General features: G+C 68.2%; 13 protein-coding genes and 3 pseudogenes. 7 read left to right on the top strand and 9 right to left on the bottom strand.

From position 1 onward, the window contains the following. Positions 1–158 precede the first annotated feature (158 nt). Positions 159–1,163 (top strand): zinc-binding dehydrogenase, encoded by a 1,005-nt coding sequence (locus G6N20_RS04445; protein ID WP_083051194.1) that lies wholly within the window; start codon positions 159–161, stop codon positions 1,161–1,163. Further along, positions 1,160–1,756, top strand: coding sequence for a YbhB/YbcL family Raf kinase inhibitor-like protein (locus tag G6N20_RS04440; protein WP_083051197.1), 597 nt, complete (start codon positions 1,160–1,162; stop codon positions 1,754–1,756). Before G6N20_RS04445 ends, G6N20_RS04440 begins: the two co-directional genes overlap by 4 nt. A 74-nt stretch (positions 1,757–1,830) precedes the next feature. Here G6N20_RS04440 and G6N20_RS04435 read toward each other — a convergent pair whose 3' ends face one another. The 3 genes and pseudogenes from G6N20_RS04435 to G6N20_RS21025 all read right to left on the bottom strand — a co-directional run. Beyond that, complete coding sequence (locus G6N20_RS04435; protein ID WP_083051199.1) at positions 1,831–2,709, bottom strand: universal stress protein; 879 nt, start codon at positions 2,707–2,709, stop codon at positions 1,831–1,833. Beyond that, complete coding sequence (locus G6N20_RS04430) at positions 2,706–4,160, bottom strand: amino acid permease (RefSeq protein WP_083051239.1); 1,455 nt, start codon at positions 4,158–4,160, stop codon at positions 2,706–2,708. The genes G6N20_RS04435 and G6N20_RS04430 overlap by 4 nt, the downstream gene beginning before the upstream one ends. Positions 4,161–4,223: 63 nt before the next feature. After that, positions 4,224–4,364, bottom strand: a pseudogene (locus G6N20_RS21025) (arginine deiminase-related protein); the annotation flags it as partial. Between the two features lies 1 nt (position 4,365). On the opposite strand from G6N20_RS21025, the pseudogene G6N20_RS04420 reads away from it, so the two are divergent. Next, positions 4,366–4,593 (top strand): annotated as a pseudogene (locus G6N20_RS04420) (Lrp/AsnC ligand binding domain-containing protein); the annotation flags it as partial. A gap of 17 nt (positions 4,594–4,610) precedes the next feature. On the opposite strand, the gene G6N20_RS04415 reads toward G6N20_RS04420, so the two are convergent. Together G6N20_RS04415 and G6N20_RS04410 are read right to left on the bottom strand one after the other, a co-directional pair. Beyond that, entirely contained in the window at positions 4,611–5,465 is an 855-nt protein-coding gene (locus tag G6N20_RS04415; RefSeq protein WP_372516388.1) for a CbiQ family ECF transporter T component, read from the bottom strand. After that, on the bottom strand, positions 5,432–7,393 hold the full coding sequence (locus G6N20_RS04410) for an ATP-binding cassette domain-containing protein (protein ID WP_276004139.1): 1,962 nt from the start codon (positions 7,391–7,393) through the stop codon (positions 5,432–5,434). The genes G6N20_RS04415 and G6N20_RS04410 overlap by 34 nt, the downstream gene beginning before the upstream one ends. A 207-nt stretch (positions 7,394–7,600) precedes the next feature. Between G6N20_RS04410 and G6N20_RS04405 the strand changes: the two genes are divergently transcribed. Then, positions 7,601–8,083 (top strand): MarR family winged helix-turn-helix transcriptional regulator, encoded by a 483-nt coding sequence (locus tag G6N20_RS04405; RefSeq protein WP_083051208.1) that lies wholly within the window; start codon positions 7,601–7,603, stop codon positions 8,081–8,083. Between the two features lie 39 nt (positions 8,084–8,122). Here the strand turns inward: G6N20_RS04405 and G6N20_RS04400 are convergent, their stop codons facing one another. The 3 genes from G6N20_RS04400 to G6N20_RS04390 form a co-directional block, all read right to left on the bottom strand. Then, positions 8,123–9,283, bottom strand: a complete 1,161-nt coding sequence (locus tag G6N20_RS04400; RefSeq protein ID WP_142272170.1) for an esterase-like activity of phytase family protein — start codon at positions 9,281–9,283, stop codon at positions 8,123–8,125. A 381-nt stretch (positions 9,284–9,664) separates the two neighbouring features. Next, a complete protein-coding gene (locus G6N20_RS04395) occupies positions 9,665–11,170 on the bottom strand; it encodes a nitrate/nitrite transporter (RefSeq protein ID WP_083051212.1) in 1,506 nt (501 codons plus the stop codon). Positions 11,171–11,382: 212 nt separating this feature from the next. Then, positions 11,383–11,859, bottom strand: coding sequence for an LppP/LprE family lipoprotein (locus G6N20_RS04390; RefSeq protein ID WP_083051215.1), 477 nt, complete (start codon positions 11,857–11,859; stop codon positions 11,383–11,385). A gap of 140 nt (positions 11,860–11,999) precedes the next feature. Between G6N20_RS04390 and G6N20_RS21020 the strand changes: the two are divergent. From G6N20_RS21020 to G6N20_RS04380, 3 genes and pseudogenes are all read left to right on the top strand, one after another. Continuing rightward, positions 12,000–12,580, top strand: a pseudogene (locus tag G6N20_RS21020) (molybdopterin-dependent oxidoreductase); the annotation flags it as partial. 116 nt (positions 12,581–12,696) lie between these two features. Beyond that, positions 12,697–13,185 carry a molybdopterin oxidoreductase family protein gene (locus tag G6N20_RS21015; protein ID WP_232065429.1) on the top strand — a complete coding sequence of 163 codons (489 nt, stop codon included), beginning with the start codon at positions 12,697–12,699 and terminating at the stop codon, positions 13,183–13,185. Positions 13,186–13,212: 27 nt separating this feature from the next. Further along, positions 13,213–14,853, top strand: coding sequence for an NAD-dependent malic enzyme (locus G6N20_RS04380; RefSeq protein WP_083051244.1), 1,641 nt, complete (start codon positions 13,213–13,215; stop codon positions 14,851–14,853). A 34-nt stretch (positions 14,854–14,887) separates the two neighbouring features. Here the strand turns inward: G6N20_RS04380 and G6N20_RS04375 are convergent, their stop codons facing one another. Continuing rightward, complete coding sequence (locus tag G6N20_RS04375) at positions 14,888–16,447, bottom strand: DHA2 family efflux MFS transporter permease subunit (RefSeq protein ID WP_083051218.1); 1,560 nt, start codon at positions 16,445–16,447, stop codon at positions 14,888–14,890. Between the last annotated feature and the right edge of the window lie 7 nt (positions 16,448–16,454).

The raw sequence follows: 16,454 nt of genomic DNA, 5'->3' as shown, positions 1-16,454 counted from the left end.
CCCGGAGCGCCGGAGTCAATCACGTGAGACACGCTCGTAAACTCCGGGGTGGCACGCCATTGCTTTCCCCACGTTGGTGAGGCACTTTCAGAGTCGGGGTGCACAACCGACAGCGGACAGGCCTCGCTGACACAGCGTTCCCCGGCAAGGAGGAAACCATGCGCGCGGTCGTCATCACCAAACATGGCGACTCATCGGTCCTACAGGTGCAGCAGCGGCCCGACCCGCCGCCACCGGGCCCCGGTCAGCTGCGGGTCGTCGTTCACGCTGCGGGAGTCAATTTCGCTGACCACCTCGCCCGCGTCGGGTTGTATCCCGACGCGCCGAAACTTCCCGCGGTGGTCGGCTACGAAGTCGCCGGAACGGTCGAAGCCGTCGGCGACAGTGTGGATCCCAATCGGGTCGGCCAACGCGTCCTGGCTGGAACGCGCTTTGGTGGCTACTCCGAAATGGTCAACGTGGCCGCCACCGACGCGGCGGTGCTGCCCGATACGATGAGCTTCGAACAGGGCGCCGCAGTCCCGGTCAACTACGCGACCGCGTGGGCGGCACTGCACGGCTACGGGTCGCTGCGCACCGGCGAACGGGTGCTGGTGCACGCCGCCGCCGGCGGCGTCGGCATTGCGGCGATCCAATTCGCCAAGGCCGCCGGGGCCGAAGTGCACGGCACCGCATCGCCGGGCAAGCACCAGAGGCTGGCCGAGTTGGGTGTTGATCGCGCAATCGACTACCGCCGTGACGGCTGGTGGCAGGGTTTGGGCCGGTACGATCTGGTGCTCGACCCACTCGGCGGCACCTCTTTGCGACGGTCCTATCACCTGCTGCGCCCGGGCGGAAGACTTGTCGGCTACGGGATTTCGAACATGCAGCAGGGCGAGCGCCGATCTTTGCGCCGCGTGGCTCCGCACGCGTTGTTCATGGTGCGCGGCTTCAACCTGATGAAACAACTCGAGGAGTCGAAGGCGGTGATCGGCCTGAACATGCTGCGGTTGTGGGATGACCGGGGCACGCTCGAGCCGTGGATCACGCCGCTGACCCAGGCACTCGACGACGGGACGATCTCGCCGATCGTTCATGCGGCCGTGCCCTTCGCCGACGCTCCTAGGGCTCACCAGATTCTGGCGGGGCGAGAGAACTTCGGAAAGGTCGTGTTGGTGCCGTGATCCTTCACAGCAACATCGTGGCCGTTGCCGGGCTGGCATTCTTGGCAGCTCTGGCCGGCTGCGGTGGCGATGGTGGCGGTCCGGAGCGGTTGCCGTACGGGCCGAAAGCGACGACCGTCAGAGGGACTACGCCTGCGCCCGCCACCGAGTCATTGACGATCAGCAGTCCCGCGTTCTCTGACGGCGCGCCGATCCCGGCGCAATACAGCTGCAAGGGGGCCAATGTCGCGCCGCCTTTGACATGGACGGCCCCTTCGGGCGCGGCCGAACTCGCACTGGTCGTCGATGATCCGGACGCGGTCGGTGGCCTGTACGTGCACTGGATCGTGACCGGGATCGCCCCTGGCCCGGGTGCCACGGCGGACGGCCAGACTCCGGATGGCGGTCACAGCCTGCCGAATTCGGGCGGTCGGCAAGGATACTTCGGCCCGTGCCCACCGGAGGGCACGGGCACACATCACTACCGGTTTACCCTCTACCAGCTGCCTGCGGCGTTCCGATTGCCGCCAGGATCGACGGGAGTGCAGGCGGCGCAGGCGATCGCAGAGGCCGCCACCACGCAGGCTCGGCTCACCGGGACGTTCGCCGGCTGACGCCGCGGCATGCCCGGAATCCCCAGATGCCGAACCGGGTCACAGCCGGCCCCAGCCCAACCGACACCCAAGCCTTAGCCGGGCAGGACCAGCACCGGCACCGGGCTGTGGCGGATGATCTTGCCACTGTGCGAGCCGAGGAAGACCCGGGCGATATCGCCGCGGGCTGACGTGCCCAACGCCAGGATCTCGCCGTCCTCCCAGTCCGTCGTGTCAAGCGCCTGCTGCCAGCCGTTTCCGGTGACCACTTGCAGCACGACGTCGTCGCTAACCACACCGTCGGTTCTGAGTCTGTCCAGCATTTCCCAGGCCTGCGCCGCCCACGACTCCAACACCCACGACTCGGCGTGTAGCCCCACCTCCGGCGGATACATCGTGCGGCCCCGGGCCGCGAAGGTGATCACCCGCAACGGCACCCCGAACCGGTTGGCCAACTCAGAGCATCGCCGCACCACGTCAACGGCCTGCGAGGTCGCCGAATAGCCGCACGTCAGTCTGGTCAGCCGGGTGGCGTGCGAGCGGTACTGGCGAGGGCTGACGGCCACCGGCACCGGCGACGAATGCAACAGCCAGTCGGCGGTCGAGCCGATCAGCACCCGAGCCCGGCGACCGCCGGGGAATGATCCCAGCACCAGCATGTCGGCGTTGACCTCCGAAACCAGTTCGATCAGTCCGCCCGACACCGACCGGTGGGCGCTGTGGTGGTAGCTGACCTCGACCCCGTCGGCCAGTGTCTGCAGGTAACGCTGGGCCTCGTCGGCCGAGTCGGCGGCCAGCCGATCCGCCCATTGCTGGTATTCGGCGTCCACCCGGGCCATCGACGGCGTCGGCCACGCCTTCGGCACGATGGTCGCCACGATCAGCGCGGTCTTGAGCGTCCGGGCCGCACGGACTCCCAGGTGCAGCGCCGACGGGCCGACGCGACCGGCCAGGTAGCCCACCACGACGGTCACGGCATGTCCTCATGCGCTACCTCGTTGAGCGCGCTGTGGCGCCGACCCCACACCAGGTAGTAGGTCAATGCCACGGCCACCCATCCGGCGAACGCGACCCAGGTATACCAGTGCAGGCTGCCCAGCAGGTAGCCGCAGGCCAGCACCGACAGCACGGGGGTGACGGGGTAACCGGGCACGCGGAACCCGCGCGGCAGATCGGGCCGACGCACCCGCAGGATGATCACCCCGACCGACACCACGATGAACGCCGTCAGGGTGCCGATGGACACCATGTCTGCCAGGTGGCCCAGCGGTACGAATGCGGCCAGGATCGAGGCGACGAGCGCCACGATCACCGTGTTGTTCACCGGGGTCAGCGTGCGCGGATTCACCGCCGCGAACGGCGCTGGCAGCAGCCCGTCGCGACCCATCGCGAACAGGATGCGGGTCTGCCCGTACAGGGTGACCAGGGTGACCGTGAAGATCGAGATCACCGCGCCCGCCGCCAAAACGGTGCTCGCCCAGCGCCCGTGCGTGACGTTGTCGAGGATGGTGGCCAGCCCGGCCTCCTCCTGACCGGCGAAATCCTGCCACGGCTGGGTGCCCAACGCGGCGAACGCGACCAGCACATAGACCCCGGTGACGACGAACAGCGCCGCAATCAGTGCCCGCGGCAAGGTCTGTTGCGGGTTCTTGACCTCCTCCCCCGCGGTCGACACGGCATCCAAGCCGATGAACGAGAAGAAGATCGTCCCGGCCGCCGCACCGATGCCGGTGCCGCCGAAGGGGGCAAAGTCCTTGAAATGATCGCCCTGATAGGCGCTGAGCGCGATGAGCACGAACATGCCCAGCACGGCGAGCTTGATCAGCACCATGACCGTGTTCACCGTCGCCGACTCGCTGACCCCCCGGATCAGCAGCAGCGCGCACAGTCCGATCAGGACGACCGCCGGCAGGTTCACATAGCCGTGCTGTTGCCCCGGCTCCCAGTCCCACGGCGCGACCGACAACGCCTGCGGCAACTGGAATCCGAACACGTTGGTCAGCAGCTTATTGACGTAGCCGCTCCAGCCCACCGCGACCGCCGCGGTGGCCACCCCGTATTCCAGCAGCAGGCATGCGGCCACACACATCGCCACCGCCTCACCGAGCGTGGCGTACGCGTAGGAGTACGACGAGCCCGAAACGGGTACCGCCGAAGCCAATTCGGCGTAGCAGATGGCCGCGAGCCCGGCCGCCAAGCCAGCGATGACGAACGAGACGATCACCCCGGGGCCGGCCTCCGGCACCGCCTCCGCCAGCACGAAGAAGATCCCGGTACCGATCGTCGAGCCAACCCCGAACATGGTCAGCTGAAACGTGCCGAAACTGCGCTTGAGGCTGCCCGCACCCCCGGGCACGAGATGAGCGCCGTCCACCGGACGGCGCCGCAGCAGTTGCTCCTTGAGGCTGGTCGAAGTTGCCGGCACTTGCGCCTCCTGTCGCTGGATCAGCTGATTGTGACGTATCCGCGGCAACCCGGCAGCGAATCGTCATGGGTGGAGCTCCAGCGTGCAGCACTTTACCGATCCGCCGCCCTTGAGCAGCTCAGACAGATCCACGCCGACCGGCTGGAAACCCGCCTCGCGCAACTGTGCGGCGAAACCCGTTGCGGCACAGGGAAGCACAACGTGTTGCCACGGCAGGATCGCCCCCGATCAGCTGCGGGCGGCGTGGGTGGACATCCCCGAGGTGATCAGCGCGGCGACGGTGACCGGCGCCTCCGACGCGATCCTGCACGTGCTCGCCCGCGACATGCGCCACCTGGAGGCGGCCCTAGAGCGCATCCGGTCAAGCGCTGACGTCGAACGCAGCGAAAGCATCGTCGTGGTGTCCAACCTCATCGACCGCAGCCGGCCCTGACCGGCCCGCCGCGCGCCCTACGTGAGGTGGCAGATCAACTCGATTGCCACCGCCGCGCCGCCGGCCACCGCGGTGACCCCCAGGGTCACCCAGTCCGCGATCCTCGGCCGCACCGGCCGCGCGGACAGCTGACCGGTGCCGCCGCGGGCGGTGATCGCGTCGCCCATCTCGTCCGCCCGCCGCAACGTCACCGTCATCGCGGCCGCCAGCAGGTCGATCAGCTCGCGCGCGTGCCGCTGGCGACGAGCCTTGCGGCTTCGGGGTATCCGTTTGGGGCGCAGCCGGCGCGCGGCGTAGAGCACCTGGAATTCGTCGATCAACATCGGGAAGGCGCGCAGCGCCAGCGCCAGCGCCACCGCCCACTCGTCGACCGGGATCCGAAACACCCGCAACGGCCGGCCCAACGTCGCCACCGCAGGCCCGATTTCGGCGACGTTGGTGGTCCAGGACACCAACGCTCCCAGCGCGAGCAGCACGATCGACAACGCGGTGATCCGCAGAAAGTGCAACGCGCCGCCGAGTCCAAACTCGACCCCGGCCACCGATATCAGCGGAGCGCCGCCGGCCAGCGCGGCCGTCACACCGCCAATGCCGAGCACGATCCACAGCCAGCGAGGAACCGACGGCAGCGCACCACGCGGAATGTGTGCGATCCACGCGGCCGTCGCCACCAGGGCCGCCGCCATCCCGATCGTCACCCATCCCGGATAGAACGTCAGCAGCACCGAAATGCCGAATACCACAAGCAGTTTGGTGCCGGCCCACAGGTCGTGGATGGCCGACCCGCCCGGCACCGGCAGCAGCAGCACGACCGGGCGCGGGGGCCGGCGGGTGCCCGTCACGGCACGCCCCCCGTCGCCGGCGACGCGGATGCCAGCGCCCCGTCGCGCAGATGCAGGGTGCGCGGGCACAGCTCGTCCATCCCGGCGAAGTCGTGGGAGATGACCACCACCGTCAAACCCCGTTGCCGGCGCAGGTCGGCCAGCAGCCGCAACAGGCCGCGCTGACTGCCGGCGTCCAGCCCCGCCAGCGGCTCGTCGAGGATCAACGCCCGGGGCGACCGGGCCAACAATCCGGCCAGCACCACCCGGCGCATCTGGCCCCCGCTGAGCTGGTCGATGCGCCGCGTGCCCAGCGTGGGATCCAGCCCCACCACGCCCAGGGCCGCGGCCACCCGGTCTTCGTCCCGCGGCGAAAAACCTGCCGCGGAGGCAACTTCCAGGTCGACGCGGCTGCGCAGCAACTGCAGCCGGGCCGCCTGGAACGACAACGCGACCGCGCCGACCTGCTCGTGGGTGGGCCGCCCGTCAAGGAGGCAGGCGCCGGTCGTGGGAATCGTCAGCCCGGCCATGATCCAGGCCAGCGTCGACTTGCCCGACCCATTGCCACCATGGATCAGCACCCCGTCGCCCTGCTGCACCACGAAGTCGATATCGCGCAACGCGGTCTTGGCCCACGGGGTGCCGCTGCCGTATTCGTGGCCAACGCCGACGACTTCCAGCACCGGCTGATGCTCGCGGTGATCCTCCGCTGGCCGCGACGCGGTCACCGTCTCGACCGTGTCGGTGTTGTCCGGCGAATCGCTGAGGTTGATGGTGCGATCCGCGGATTCGGCCTCGCTGTTGTAGTGCGTGATGTGCACCAGCGCAGTGCGGTGCCGCTTCGTCAGGCCCGACAGCACACCCAGCAGCGCATCCCGGCCCCGCTGGTCGACCATGGTGGTGACCTCGTCGGCGATGAGCAGCGCCGGCTCCCGGGCCAAGGCCGCTGCCAGCGCAAGACGCTGCAGCTCACCGCCGGACAGGCTTCCGGTGTCGCGTTCGGCCAGTGCCTGCAGGCCGACCTCGCGCAGCAAGCGGTCGACATCGATCGTGGTGCCCGGCGGCAGCCCCCACACCACGTCGTCGGCAACCCGAGTGCCCAAGACCTGGCTTTCGGGATGCTGCAGAACAATCGCCGTGCCGCCCAGCCGGCCCAAACCCACCGCGCCCGGACGGTCCACGGTGCCCGACGTCGGTTCCCGACCGGCCAGGATCAGCATCAACGTGGTCTTGCCGGACCCGTTCGCGCCGGTGATCGCCACGTGTTCGCCGACCCGGACGTCCAGGCTGACCTCGCGCAACGCGTCTTGGCCGGCGCCGGGGTACCGGAACCGCACCCGGCCCAACCGCACCGGCACCGGACCGATCGGGGCACCCGGTTGCTCGCCGGCCGGGGCGTCCAGCATGTGCACGTCGGGGATGCCGCGCATGCGCTCCAACAAGCGCGACAACGCCCACCACCCGATCAGCGACACGATCATGATCCAGATGGCGAAATAGCCGAGCACCACCCACGGCCAGTGGTGCAGCGCCCCGGCGAAACACCGCCGCAAGCCGTCGGCGGCATCGGGCTGGCGCAGCCGGACCAGCGTGGCGGCGATCCCGTTCACATTCGCGGTCAGTACCTCGAAAATCAGGTGCCGCAACCTCGCCATGACGACCAACAAGCCGACCATGGCGGCGCCGAACGCCAGGCCGGCGATCAAAGACGAGGCGATCACCACGGGCGTGCCCCGGCGCTGGCGTTTGACGATGCCGGTCAACCCACCGCTGTAGGCACTGTGGGCGACCGCCATGAAACCGCCCAGCCCGGCGATCAGGAAGGAAATGACCCCGGCGGCGACCGTCGCGGCCACCAGCACGCGCGGCCGGTAGCGAAAGGCCAGCAACCCCATCGGGACGGTGCCCAGCAACGCCAATCCGGCGGCGAACGGGACGACGACGGAGATGATCGCGGTCACCGCGCACAGCGCCGCCATCACCGACGCTTGCGCCAATTCGCCCGGCCGCAGTGACCCGCCCCGGCGGCACGAACTGAGCGGGTCCGGAGCGGTCACTTCACCGATTGTGCCAGGCCCAGGCCCTAAACCGGCGCAGCACATCCGCCGGCCCGGGTAGCCGGGCAACGTGGTTGGTCTCGGCTAGCCCGAAGTTAATGGCTAGCAAAGCTCTGCAACGATGGGCGCATGAGTTCACCCGCCGACGCCAATCACGGCGAGGCCGTCGGACCTCAGCCGGGCCTGGGTGCTGACCTGCTGGCCGTGGTCGCGCGGCTCAACCGGCTGGCCACGCAGCGCATCCAGATGCCGTTGCCCGCGGCCCAGGCCCGGCTGTTGGCCACCATCGAGGCCCAGGGCGAGGCCCGGATCGGTGACCTGGCGGCCGTCGATCACTGTTCGCAGCCGACGATGACCACCCAGGTGCGCCGACTCGAGCACGCCGGACTGGTTTCGCGAACCGCCGATCCCGGCGATGCCCGGGCGGTCCGCATCCGCATCACACCCGAGGGCCTACGCACGCTCAACGCGGTGCGGGCAGACCGGGCCGCCGCGATCGAACCCCAGCTCGCCCGGCTCGAGCCGGCCGAGCGCCAGGTGTTGGCGGATGCGGTCGAGGTGCTGCGCCGCCTGCTCGACAACGCCGCCGCCACCGGCCGCACCACGCTGTGAACCGGGTTTGTCCGGTTCCGGCGGCGAACGGCGCAACGGTCACGACATCGCGTACAGCAGGAACTGGCTGGCCCGGCCGGGTGCGAAGTCGTTGTCGGCGACCAGCACCACCGATTGACGGCCATCGGGCAATGTGGGTCCCAAGGTGATGCCTTCGATGTTCGGCGCTGGCGACGACCCCGAAGTCGCCGACAGGTCGGCGGCCAGCGTCTTGCTCATCGGGGTCAGCGCGGCGCCCTGCATCGAGGGCATGGCCAAGACATCGGTGGCGGCGCCGACCTCGGCGCGGAACACCCGGACGACCGGGGGCACGGCTTTGGACCGTTCCACCACCAGAAACGTCGTGTCCGACAGCGCGACCAGATCGGAGACACCGTTGCGCTCGGCGGACCCGGCGGCCGGCTCCGTCGGGTAGGCGTATTGCGCGGAGGGCGCGGCGGTGGCGACGTCGAATTTGGTGATCCGGGTCAGCGCCCCGCGGTCGCCGGCGGCGACGGGCCCGTCGTTGTAACCCGGGGCCTCCATCGCGGCGAACAGCGACCGGCCGTCGGGTGTCAGCGCCAGCCCCTCCAGCGCCTGGTTGCGGCGCGGCCCGGTGGACTGGGCAGACATCGCCAGGTTGGGCGGCAAGGCGAACTCGCCCAGATAGCCCCCGTCCGTCCCGGCGATCCGAACCCAGGGGTCCGCCAGCACCGGTTCCCGATCGGTGAGCCGCTCACCCTCGGAGCTCCAATACAGCCGCTGCCGGGCGGCGTCGAACGCGATGCCCTCGGGGTCGGGCGGTACCACCGGCTCCACAAACGGCGTTGTGCCGTCCAGCTTCAGCGGCCTGAACGACTGACCGGACCGGTCCAGCAACGGGTGCATTCCGGTGATGGCGATGTCGTCGATCCCCTTGTCCGACAATGAAAGCCGCACCGTGAAAAACCTTGCGGGGCCCGTCTTGGAGCGGTCGTCGGAGAGCACGTAATAGATCTGGCGGCCGGCGTCGTAACTGATCCCGGACAAGCCGCCGATGGCCGCGCCGGCCACGGAGGCGTCGAACGGAACCTGAGCCTGCCCGAGGTAGCTCAGCATCGGCCGCGGGCCGCTGGCCGGGGCACCCGGATGCGCCGGTACGCATCCGGCCACGGCCACCGACGGTCCCAGACAGCACAGGGCAAGCAACGGGCCCAGCAATCGGCGCACGACAGCGGTCAGGCCGCCACCGTCGATCTGGTTGCTGGGTGTCAAGGTCGTTAGCCCTCGGTTGGCGATTTTCGGGACGCCGGCAACAGGTTACGGTCGGGTATGGCACCAGACACGATAGGCACCGCCGAACACCTGCGCAACGCGCTGGACGGGCGGTGGCGCGACGTGAACACGGTGATCGCCCGCGCCAAGGTGGCCGAGCAGATGCAGATCATGGCGGCCGCGGGGCGCGCACCGGTACCTGTCCACCGAGCGGGCCAAGGCCATCACCCGCGGCATCAACGATCGGTGCCGGGTGCTGCGCCCGCACGTCAGGACGCTGGTGGACGGGTTCGGCATCCCCGAGCCGCTGCGTCCCGCCGAGATGCTGCACCCGGCGAACCCGACCGGCTAAGCCGGCGCCGCAACGCGGACGAACGGTCGTCGCACATACACCTTCCAGGTCAGCACGGCGGCGGCGGCGTAGAACACCATGAAAATCCAGAACGCCGAGGTGGCGTTGCCGGTGCTGAGATAGGACTGGCGCAACGCCAGGTTGATCGCCACCCCGCCGAGCGCTCCGAATGCCGCCACCAGCCCGATGACCACGCCCGAGATGACCCGAGACCAATCACGGCGTTCGGCGTCATTGAGATCCAGTGAACGGCTGCACGACTCGAAAATCGTCGGGATCATCTTGTACACCGACCCGTTGCCCAACCCGGACAACACGAACAGCGCGAGGAAGCAGGCGCAGTAGCCGGCCATGGTGGCCCCGCCCGCCAGGCCGGCGTGCGGGCCCAGCAGGCGGTGCGGGTGCCGGTCTTCGACGGTGCCCGCGATGATCAGCAGGCCGGCCGTGAAGGCCATGGCAACAAACACCGCCAGGGTGAGCCGAGTCCCGCCGATGCGGTCGGCCAGGCGGCCACCGTAAACCCGGGCCAGGGCCGCCAGCAACGGTCCGACGAACGCGAGCTCGGCGGCGTGCAGCGCGCCGTGCGCCGCGGTTTGCCCGGAGGCCATCAGGTTCGTCTGCAACACCTGGCCAAACGCGAACGAGAATCCGATGAACGAGCCGAAGGTGCCGAGATAGAGCAGCGAGAGCAACCAGGTGTCGCGCGTCGACAGCACCGCCGAGATGATCGGCCGAAGCCGATCTGGCTTGACCCGGTGTTGCTCGACGTTGTTCATGAACAGCGCGGCTCCGACCGCGGCGATCGCCAGCAACACCGCGTAGGGTCCGCAGACCAGGTAGGGCTTGCCGTCGCCCACGGTGGCGATGACCAGCAGCCCAATCAACTGGATGGTCGGCACCCCGAGATTGCCTATCCCACCAGCGATTCCCAGCGCCGATCCTTTCAGCCTGTGCGGGTAGAAGGCGTTGGCGTTGCTCATCGACGCCGCGAAATTGCCGCCGCCCAAGCCGGTCAATGCCGCGCACACCAGATACGGCCACAGCGGCAGACCCGGATGGGCCAGCAACGCCATCGTGCCGATCAGGGGAATCAGCAGCACGCTTGCCGAGAACATCGCCCAGTTGCGACCGCCGAAGAGCGCGGTGGCCATTGAATACGGCATCCGCATGGCCGCCCCGACCAGGGTGGCGGTGGTGCCCAGCAGAAACTTGTCACCCGTGGTGAAGCCGTAGACATCTTGTGGCATGAACAACTCCATCACCGGCCACAGCGTCCACACCGAGTAACCCAAGTGCACGGTCACCACCGACCACAGCAGATTGCGCCGGGCGATGGTCTTGTTGCCGGCCTCCCACGCCACCGGATCCTCGGGGTCCCAACGGGATATGTGACGTGAGCCACCCCTGCGCCTGGCCGGCCCGGTGACAGCCGACCTGGGTTGCGTGGCAGCACCGTCAGTCCAGGGCGACTCCTCGCGCTTCGGCAATGTCAGCTGGTCCATCACCCTCCTTTGCAACCGGCGTCGTGCGTCCAGGCACGGGACTTCCAGCCTGCCAGGCTTTCGGCCGCTGGGCATTTCACGCACAGCCTGAACCTGCTGTAGAAGTCCTGAAGAACTCCTGAAGATCGGCCCCGCCCGGTTGCCTCGGCGCGGCGTGCAACGGCGCGCCGAGGCGCCGGACCATCGGCCCCGAAAGTCATTGCGCGCGACGGCTACTGATGCGGTATCGGCCCGAGCGCCTGCAGTTTGCCGTCCGAGCCGATCTGGAACGCCACGGTGCCGCTTCCGCTCGGACAGCACTCCTGATCGCCGCCGATGCGCCATTGGTAACGCACCGTCACGGTATCGTCGCCGGGGGGTAGCACGGTGATGTACGGCTTCGGGTTTGGGGTGGGTGAGCCCAGCGGGGTGTTGTGGTCGAAGAACAACAGCTGCTGAGGGGTGGACTCGGAGGCAATGGTTGGGACGATCTGCACCCAATGCAAGCGGCATTTCCTGGTATGCCCCCGGCCGATTTCGACCCAGGTAGATCGCGGTACCAGGATCGGAACCGCGGCGATGGCCTGTCGCACCGTTTCGGCGCTGGGCCCGTCGGAGTCCTGGCAGCTATCCCGCGGTGTAGCCACCGGCGGCGGCCGCTTCGCGGCGCAGCCAACGACCGCCGGGCCCGAAACCAGGCCCACAACCATCAGGGCAGCGCACAGCCGACGACGCACGTCGCGAGCCTAGCGAAGACTGTGAATGTCCCCCCGGTTTCGTCAAAACCCCAGGTGCGAGGCCTGGAACGGGCGGTCCACGGGTAACCTGGGCGCCGATCGGCTGGTCGACGATGACCCGGAGAGGATCGGAAGCCGGTCGAAGTTCTCTCGCTGATTCCACCGTCGGCGCCGAGCCCGTTGCGCGAGCAACCGATCCGCGAAGCGGGCGTCGTCACATCGCCAAATCAATAGGGCAGAACAACCATCCGGCCAATTTCGGCCGGTTGTGCACCAAGGGCACGACCACCGCAGAGATGCTTGCCGCACCCGGCCGGATGGAGTCGGCCTACCTGCGGGCAAACCGCGCCGAACCCTTTCAAGGCATTCGGTTGGACGACGCCATCACCCAGTGCGCCAACCGGTTACGGGCCATCATCGACGAGCACGGCCCGGATGCCGTCGCCGTCTATGTGTCGGGGCAGATGTCCATCGAGGCCCAGTACCTGGCGAACAAACTGACCAAGGGGTTCATCGACACCAACCAGATCGAGTCGAACTCACGACTGTGCATGGCCGGCGCCGTTCGGGCTACACCTTGTCACTGGGTGACGACGGCCCACCGGGCTCATATGAAGACTTCGACCACGCCGACGTCTATTTCGTCATCGGGGACAATATGGCTGACTGCCATCCGATCCTGTTCCTACGCATGATGGAGCGCGTCAAGGCCGGCGCCCAACTGATCGTCGTCGACCCGCGCCGCACCGCTACCGCAACGACGGTGTCAGCCAGACGCGGCTGGTTCGCGCGGACGGCCACCTGCCGCGCTTGGCGTTTCCGACCGCGAACGGTCGTGCGCTGTTCTTCGCCCGCCCCTACCTGCCGCCCGCGGAAATGCCGGACGCCGGCTACCCGTTCCTGCTCAACACCGGGCGCCTGCCGCATCATTGGCACACGCTGACCAAGACCGGCATGGTCGCCAAGTTCAACAGGCTCAACCCGGGCCCGTTTGTGCAGATCCATCCCGACGATGCCAACCGGCTTCAGATCCGCGACGGCGACGCGGTCGAAATCGCATCCCGGCGTGGCCGCGCGGTGCCGCCGGCGGTGGTCACCGACCGGGTGCGGCCAGGCGACTGTTTTGCACCCTTCCACTGGAACGACGCCTTCGGCGAATACCTGGCGATCAACGCCGTCACCAACGACGCCGTCGACGCGATATCGCGCCAGCCGGAATACCAGGCGTGCGCGGTCAGCCTCGCCAAGGTCACCCAACCGGGGCAGAAAGCCGCGAGCGCCTCGGTTACCGTGACGTGACGCGTCATGTCGGCGACGGAGGTTGCGATGAGCCAGGCCCGCGTGCCACGGATCCCGCCCGCGCTGGCCGCCCCCAGCCTCAATCGGGGGGTCGGCTTCACCCACGAACAGCGCCGACGGCTGGGGCTGACCGGACGGCTGCCGTCCGCGGTGCTCACGCTCGACCAGCAGGCCGAACGGGTGTGGCTCCAGTTGCAGAGCCTGGCCACGGATCTGGGCCGCAATCTGCTTCTCGAACAGCTGCACTACCGCCACGAGGTGTTGTACTTCAAGGTCTTGGTCGACCATCTGCCCGAGCTGATGCCGGTGGTCTACACACCCACGGTCGGCGAGGCGATCCAGCGCTTCTCCGACGAATACCGTGGCCAGCGCGGACTGTTTCTCAGCATCGACGAACCGGACGAGATCGCGAAAGCCTTCGAAACACTGGGGCTGGGACCCGACGACGTCGACCTGATCGTGTGCACCGACGCCGAGGCCATCCTGGGCATCGGTGACTGGGGTGTCGGTGGCATCCAGATCGCGGTGGGCAAGTTGGCGCTCTACACCGCCGGCGGTGGCATCGATCCGCGCCGCTGCCTGGCCGTGTCCCTGGACGTCGGCACCGACAACGAGCAGCTGCTACGGGATCCGTTCTATCTGGGCAATCGGCACGCGCGACGCCGCGGCCCGGAATATGACGAGTTCATCAAGCGCTACATCGAGACCGCTCACCGGCTGTTCCCGCGGGCGATGCTGCATTTCGAGGATTTCGGTCCGGCGAACGCTCGGATGATTCTGGCGACCTATGGTGCGGACTACTGCGTGTTCAACGACGACGTGCAGGGCACCGGCGCGGTGGTGGTGGCGGCCATCGACGGCGGTTCGCATATCACCGGCGTCCCGGTGCGGGATCAGACGGTGATCGTCTTCGGCGCGGGAACCGCCGGCATGGGGGTGGCCGATCAGATCCGTGACGCGATGGTCGCCGACGGCGCCACCGGCGAGCAGGCCACCTCGCGGATCTGGCCGATCGACAAGCACGGCCTGCTCTTCGACGACATGGCGGACCTGCGCGATTTCCAGGCGCCCTACGCCAAGAATCGCCATCGGTTGGGCGCCGGGGATCGGGTCGGGCTGCTTGACGCGATCAAGTTGGCCGCCCCCACGATCCTGCTCGGCTGCTCGGCGGTCTCCGGCGCGTTCACCCGGGAGGTCGTCGAGGCGATGACGGCAGCCTGCGAACGGCCGATGATCTTTCCGTTGTCCAACCCGACCTCGCGCATGGAAGCCATGCCGGCCGACATCCTGGCCTGGTCGAACGGCAAGGCCCTGATTGCCACCGGCAGCCCGGTCGCGCCCGTCGACCACGGCGGCGCCAGCTACACCATCGGCCAGGCCAACAATGTGCTGGTGTTCCCCGGCATCGGACTGGGCGTGATCGTCGCCGGGGCCCGGCTGCTCACCCAGGGCATGCTGCAAGCGGCAGCGAAATCCATTGCTCGCCAAGCTAATCCGGCCATGCCCGGGGATTCCCTGTTGCCTGATGTACAAGACTTGTGCGCGGTCTCGACGAGCGTCGCCGAGGCCGTCTATCGGGCCGCCGTCGCCGACGGGGTGGCCACCAAGACCCATGACGATGTCGGCCAAGCCATCCGCGACACCATCTGGCGGCCGGTGTACGACTAACCCGCCGGCGGGCCACCCCCGTCGATTCCGGGATTCAGCGATCGGCGGTGCCTGCAGTCGCGCGCTCGGCATCGCTGTCCGGGGTACGGACACCACGCGGAAACCAGCGCCAGCCGGCCAGGAACACGAAGACCAGCGATACGGTGGCGATGAGGAACGCCACCCGAATGCCGTCGAGGAAGTCATCTTCCGCAATCGCGACGGGGTCACGGTGTGCGATCTGCCGCGCCGGCACAATCGCGCCCACATGCGCTCGCGGGTTGGCGCTGTCGATGATGACCTCGGCGACGACGTGCCGCTGGACGGGATCGGGCACCGCGGGCACCAGATGGGGTTCGAGGGTGGCCGCGAGCCAAGCCGCCAGGAAAGAGCCCATGACCGCGAACCCGATCGTCGAGCCGATCGCCCGCTGGGCATTCATGATGCCGGCCGCCATCCCCGCGCGGTCCTGGGGCACCGCGGTCATGGCGATCGTGGTGATCGACGTCAGGCACAGCGCAAGGCCGGTGCCGCACAGGCCCAGTCCGGCCAGCACCAGGGACCAGCTCCGGTGCTCGCTGGCGATCAGCGTGAGCAGACCCAGCATCAACAGGCAGAGCCCCACGAGGATCGGGACCCGCGCGCCGATCCGGGCAACCAGTTGCCCCACCAGCGGCGACACGATGGCCAGGGCCAAGCCAAATGGGAGGATCAACACTCCGGTCACACTCGGGGTATAGCCACGCACATTCTGCAGGAACTGTGTGGTGAGCAGCAGCATCCCGTAGACAGCGAAGAACACCGTGCACATGGTTGCGATGGACACCGCGTACGAGGCGTCGCGGAACAAGGTCAGATCCATCATCGGATCCGATGACCTGCGCTCGCACCACAAGAAGAGAAACCAGCCGACGGTGGCCGTCGAGAACAGCGCGAGGATCCGCGGCGACGTCCAGCCGACCTGGGGGCCTTCGATGATCGCGCACACAAAGGTGCCCGTGGTAACGATGAACAACGTCTGCCCGGATAGATCGAAGCGCCGCGCCCGCCTGTTGCGTGACTCCTGGACGAAGCCCAGAGTCAGCAGGATGACGAGCGCGCCCACGGGAGCGTTGACGTAAAAGACGCTGCGCCACCCCCATTGGTCCACCAGCAGACCGCCGAGTGTCGGGCCCACCGTCACGCCGACACTGGCCAGGGCGGTCCAGATCCCGATCGCTCGCGCCTTCTGCGTCGGTTCCGGAAAGGCCGCGCTGACCAGAGCGAGCGAGGTCACGCTGACGATCGCCGCACCCAAACCCTGGACGCCCCGCGCGGTGGCTAGCACCGCGAGGGAGGGCGCCAACCCGCAAACGATGGACCCCGCCGTGAACAGGAAAACACCCGCCACGTACCAACGACGGCGGCCGTAGAGATCGGCGAGTGTTGCCGACGACATGATGAAGACCGCCATGCTGAGGCTATAGGCCGCCACCACCCACTGCAGTCCGTCCTCGCCCACAGCGAAGCGTTCCTGGATCTTGGGCAGTGCCACGTTCACGATCAGCGCGTCGAGGAAGATCATGAACAGGCCAAGACCCGTGGCGACCAGGGTGAGGAGCTGTGTGCGGTTCATGCGGTGC

It is taken from the genome of Mycobacterium shinjukuense, from assembly GCF_010730055.1.
GTDB classification, from domain to species: Bacteria; Actinomycetota; Actinomycetes; order Mycobacteriales; family Mycobacteriaceae; genus Mycobacterium; species Mycobacterium shinjukuense.
This window is presented reverse-complemented; position numbering and strand designations above follow the sequence as displayed.

Coding starts and splice junctions, on each gene's coding strand:
- G6N20_RS04410 (WP_276004139.1), bottom strand. CDS start 7,393: ATGGCGGCGCTGTGCGCGGTGACCGCGATCATCTCCGTCGTCGTCCCG.
- G6N20_RS04445 (WP_083051194.1), top strand. CDS start 159: ATGCGCGCGGTCGTCATCACCAAACATGGCGACTCATCGGTCCTACAG.
- G6N20_RS04390 (WP_083051215.1), bottom strand. CDS start 11,859: ATGGTTGTGGGCCTGGTTTCGGGCCCGGCGGTCGTTGGCTGCGCCGCG.
- G6N20_RS04405 (WP_083051208.1), top strand. CDS start 7,601: ATGAGTTCACCCGCCGACGCCAATCACGGCGAGGCCGTCGGACCTCAG.
- G6N20_RS04395 (WP_083051212.1), bottom strand. CDS start 11,170: ATGGACCAGCTGACATTGCCGAAGCGCGAGGAGTCGCCCTGGACTGAC.
- G6N20_RS04375 (WP_083051218.1), bottom strand. CDS start 16,447: ATGAACCGCACACAGCTCCTCACCCTGGTCGCCACGGGTCTTGGCCTG.
- G6N20_RS04380 (WP_083051244.1), top strand. CDS start 13,213: ATGAGCCAGGCCCGCGTGCCACGGATCCCGCCCGCGCTGGCCGCCCCC.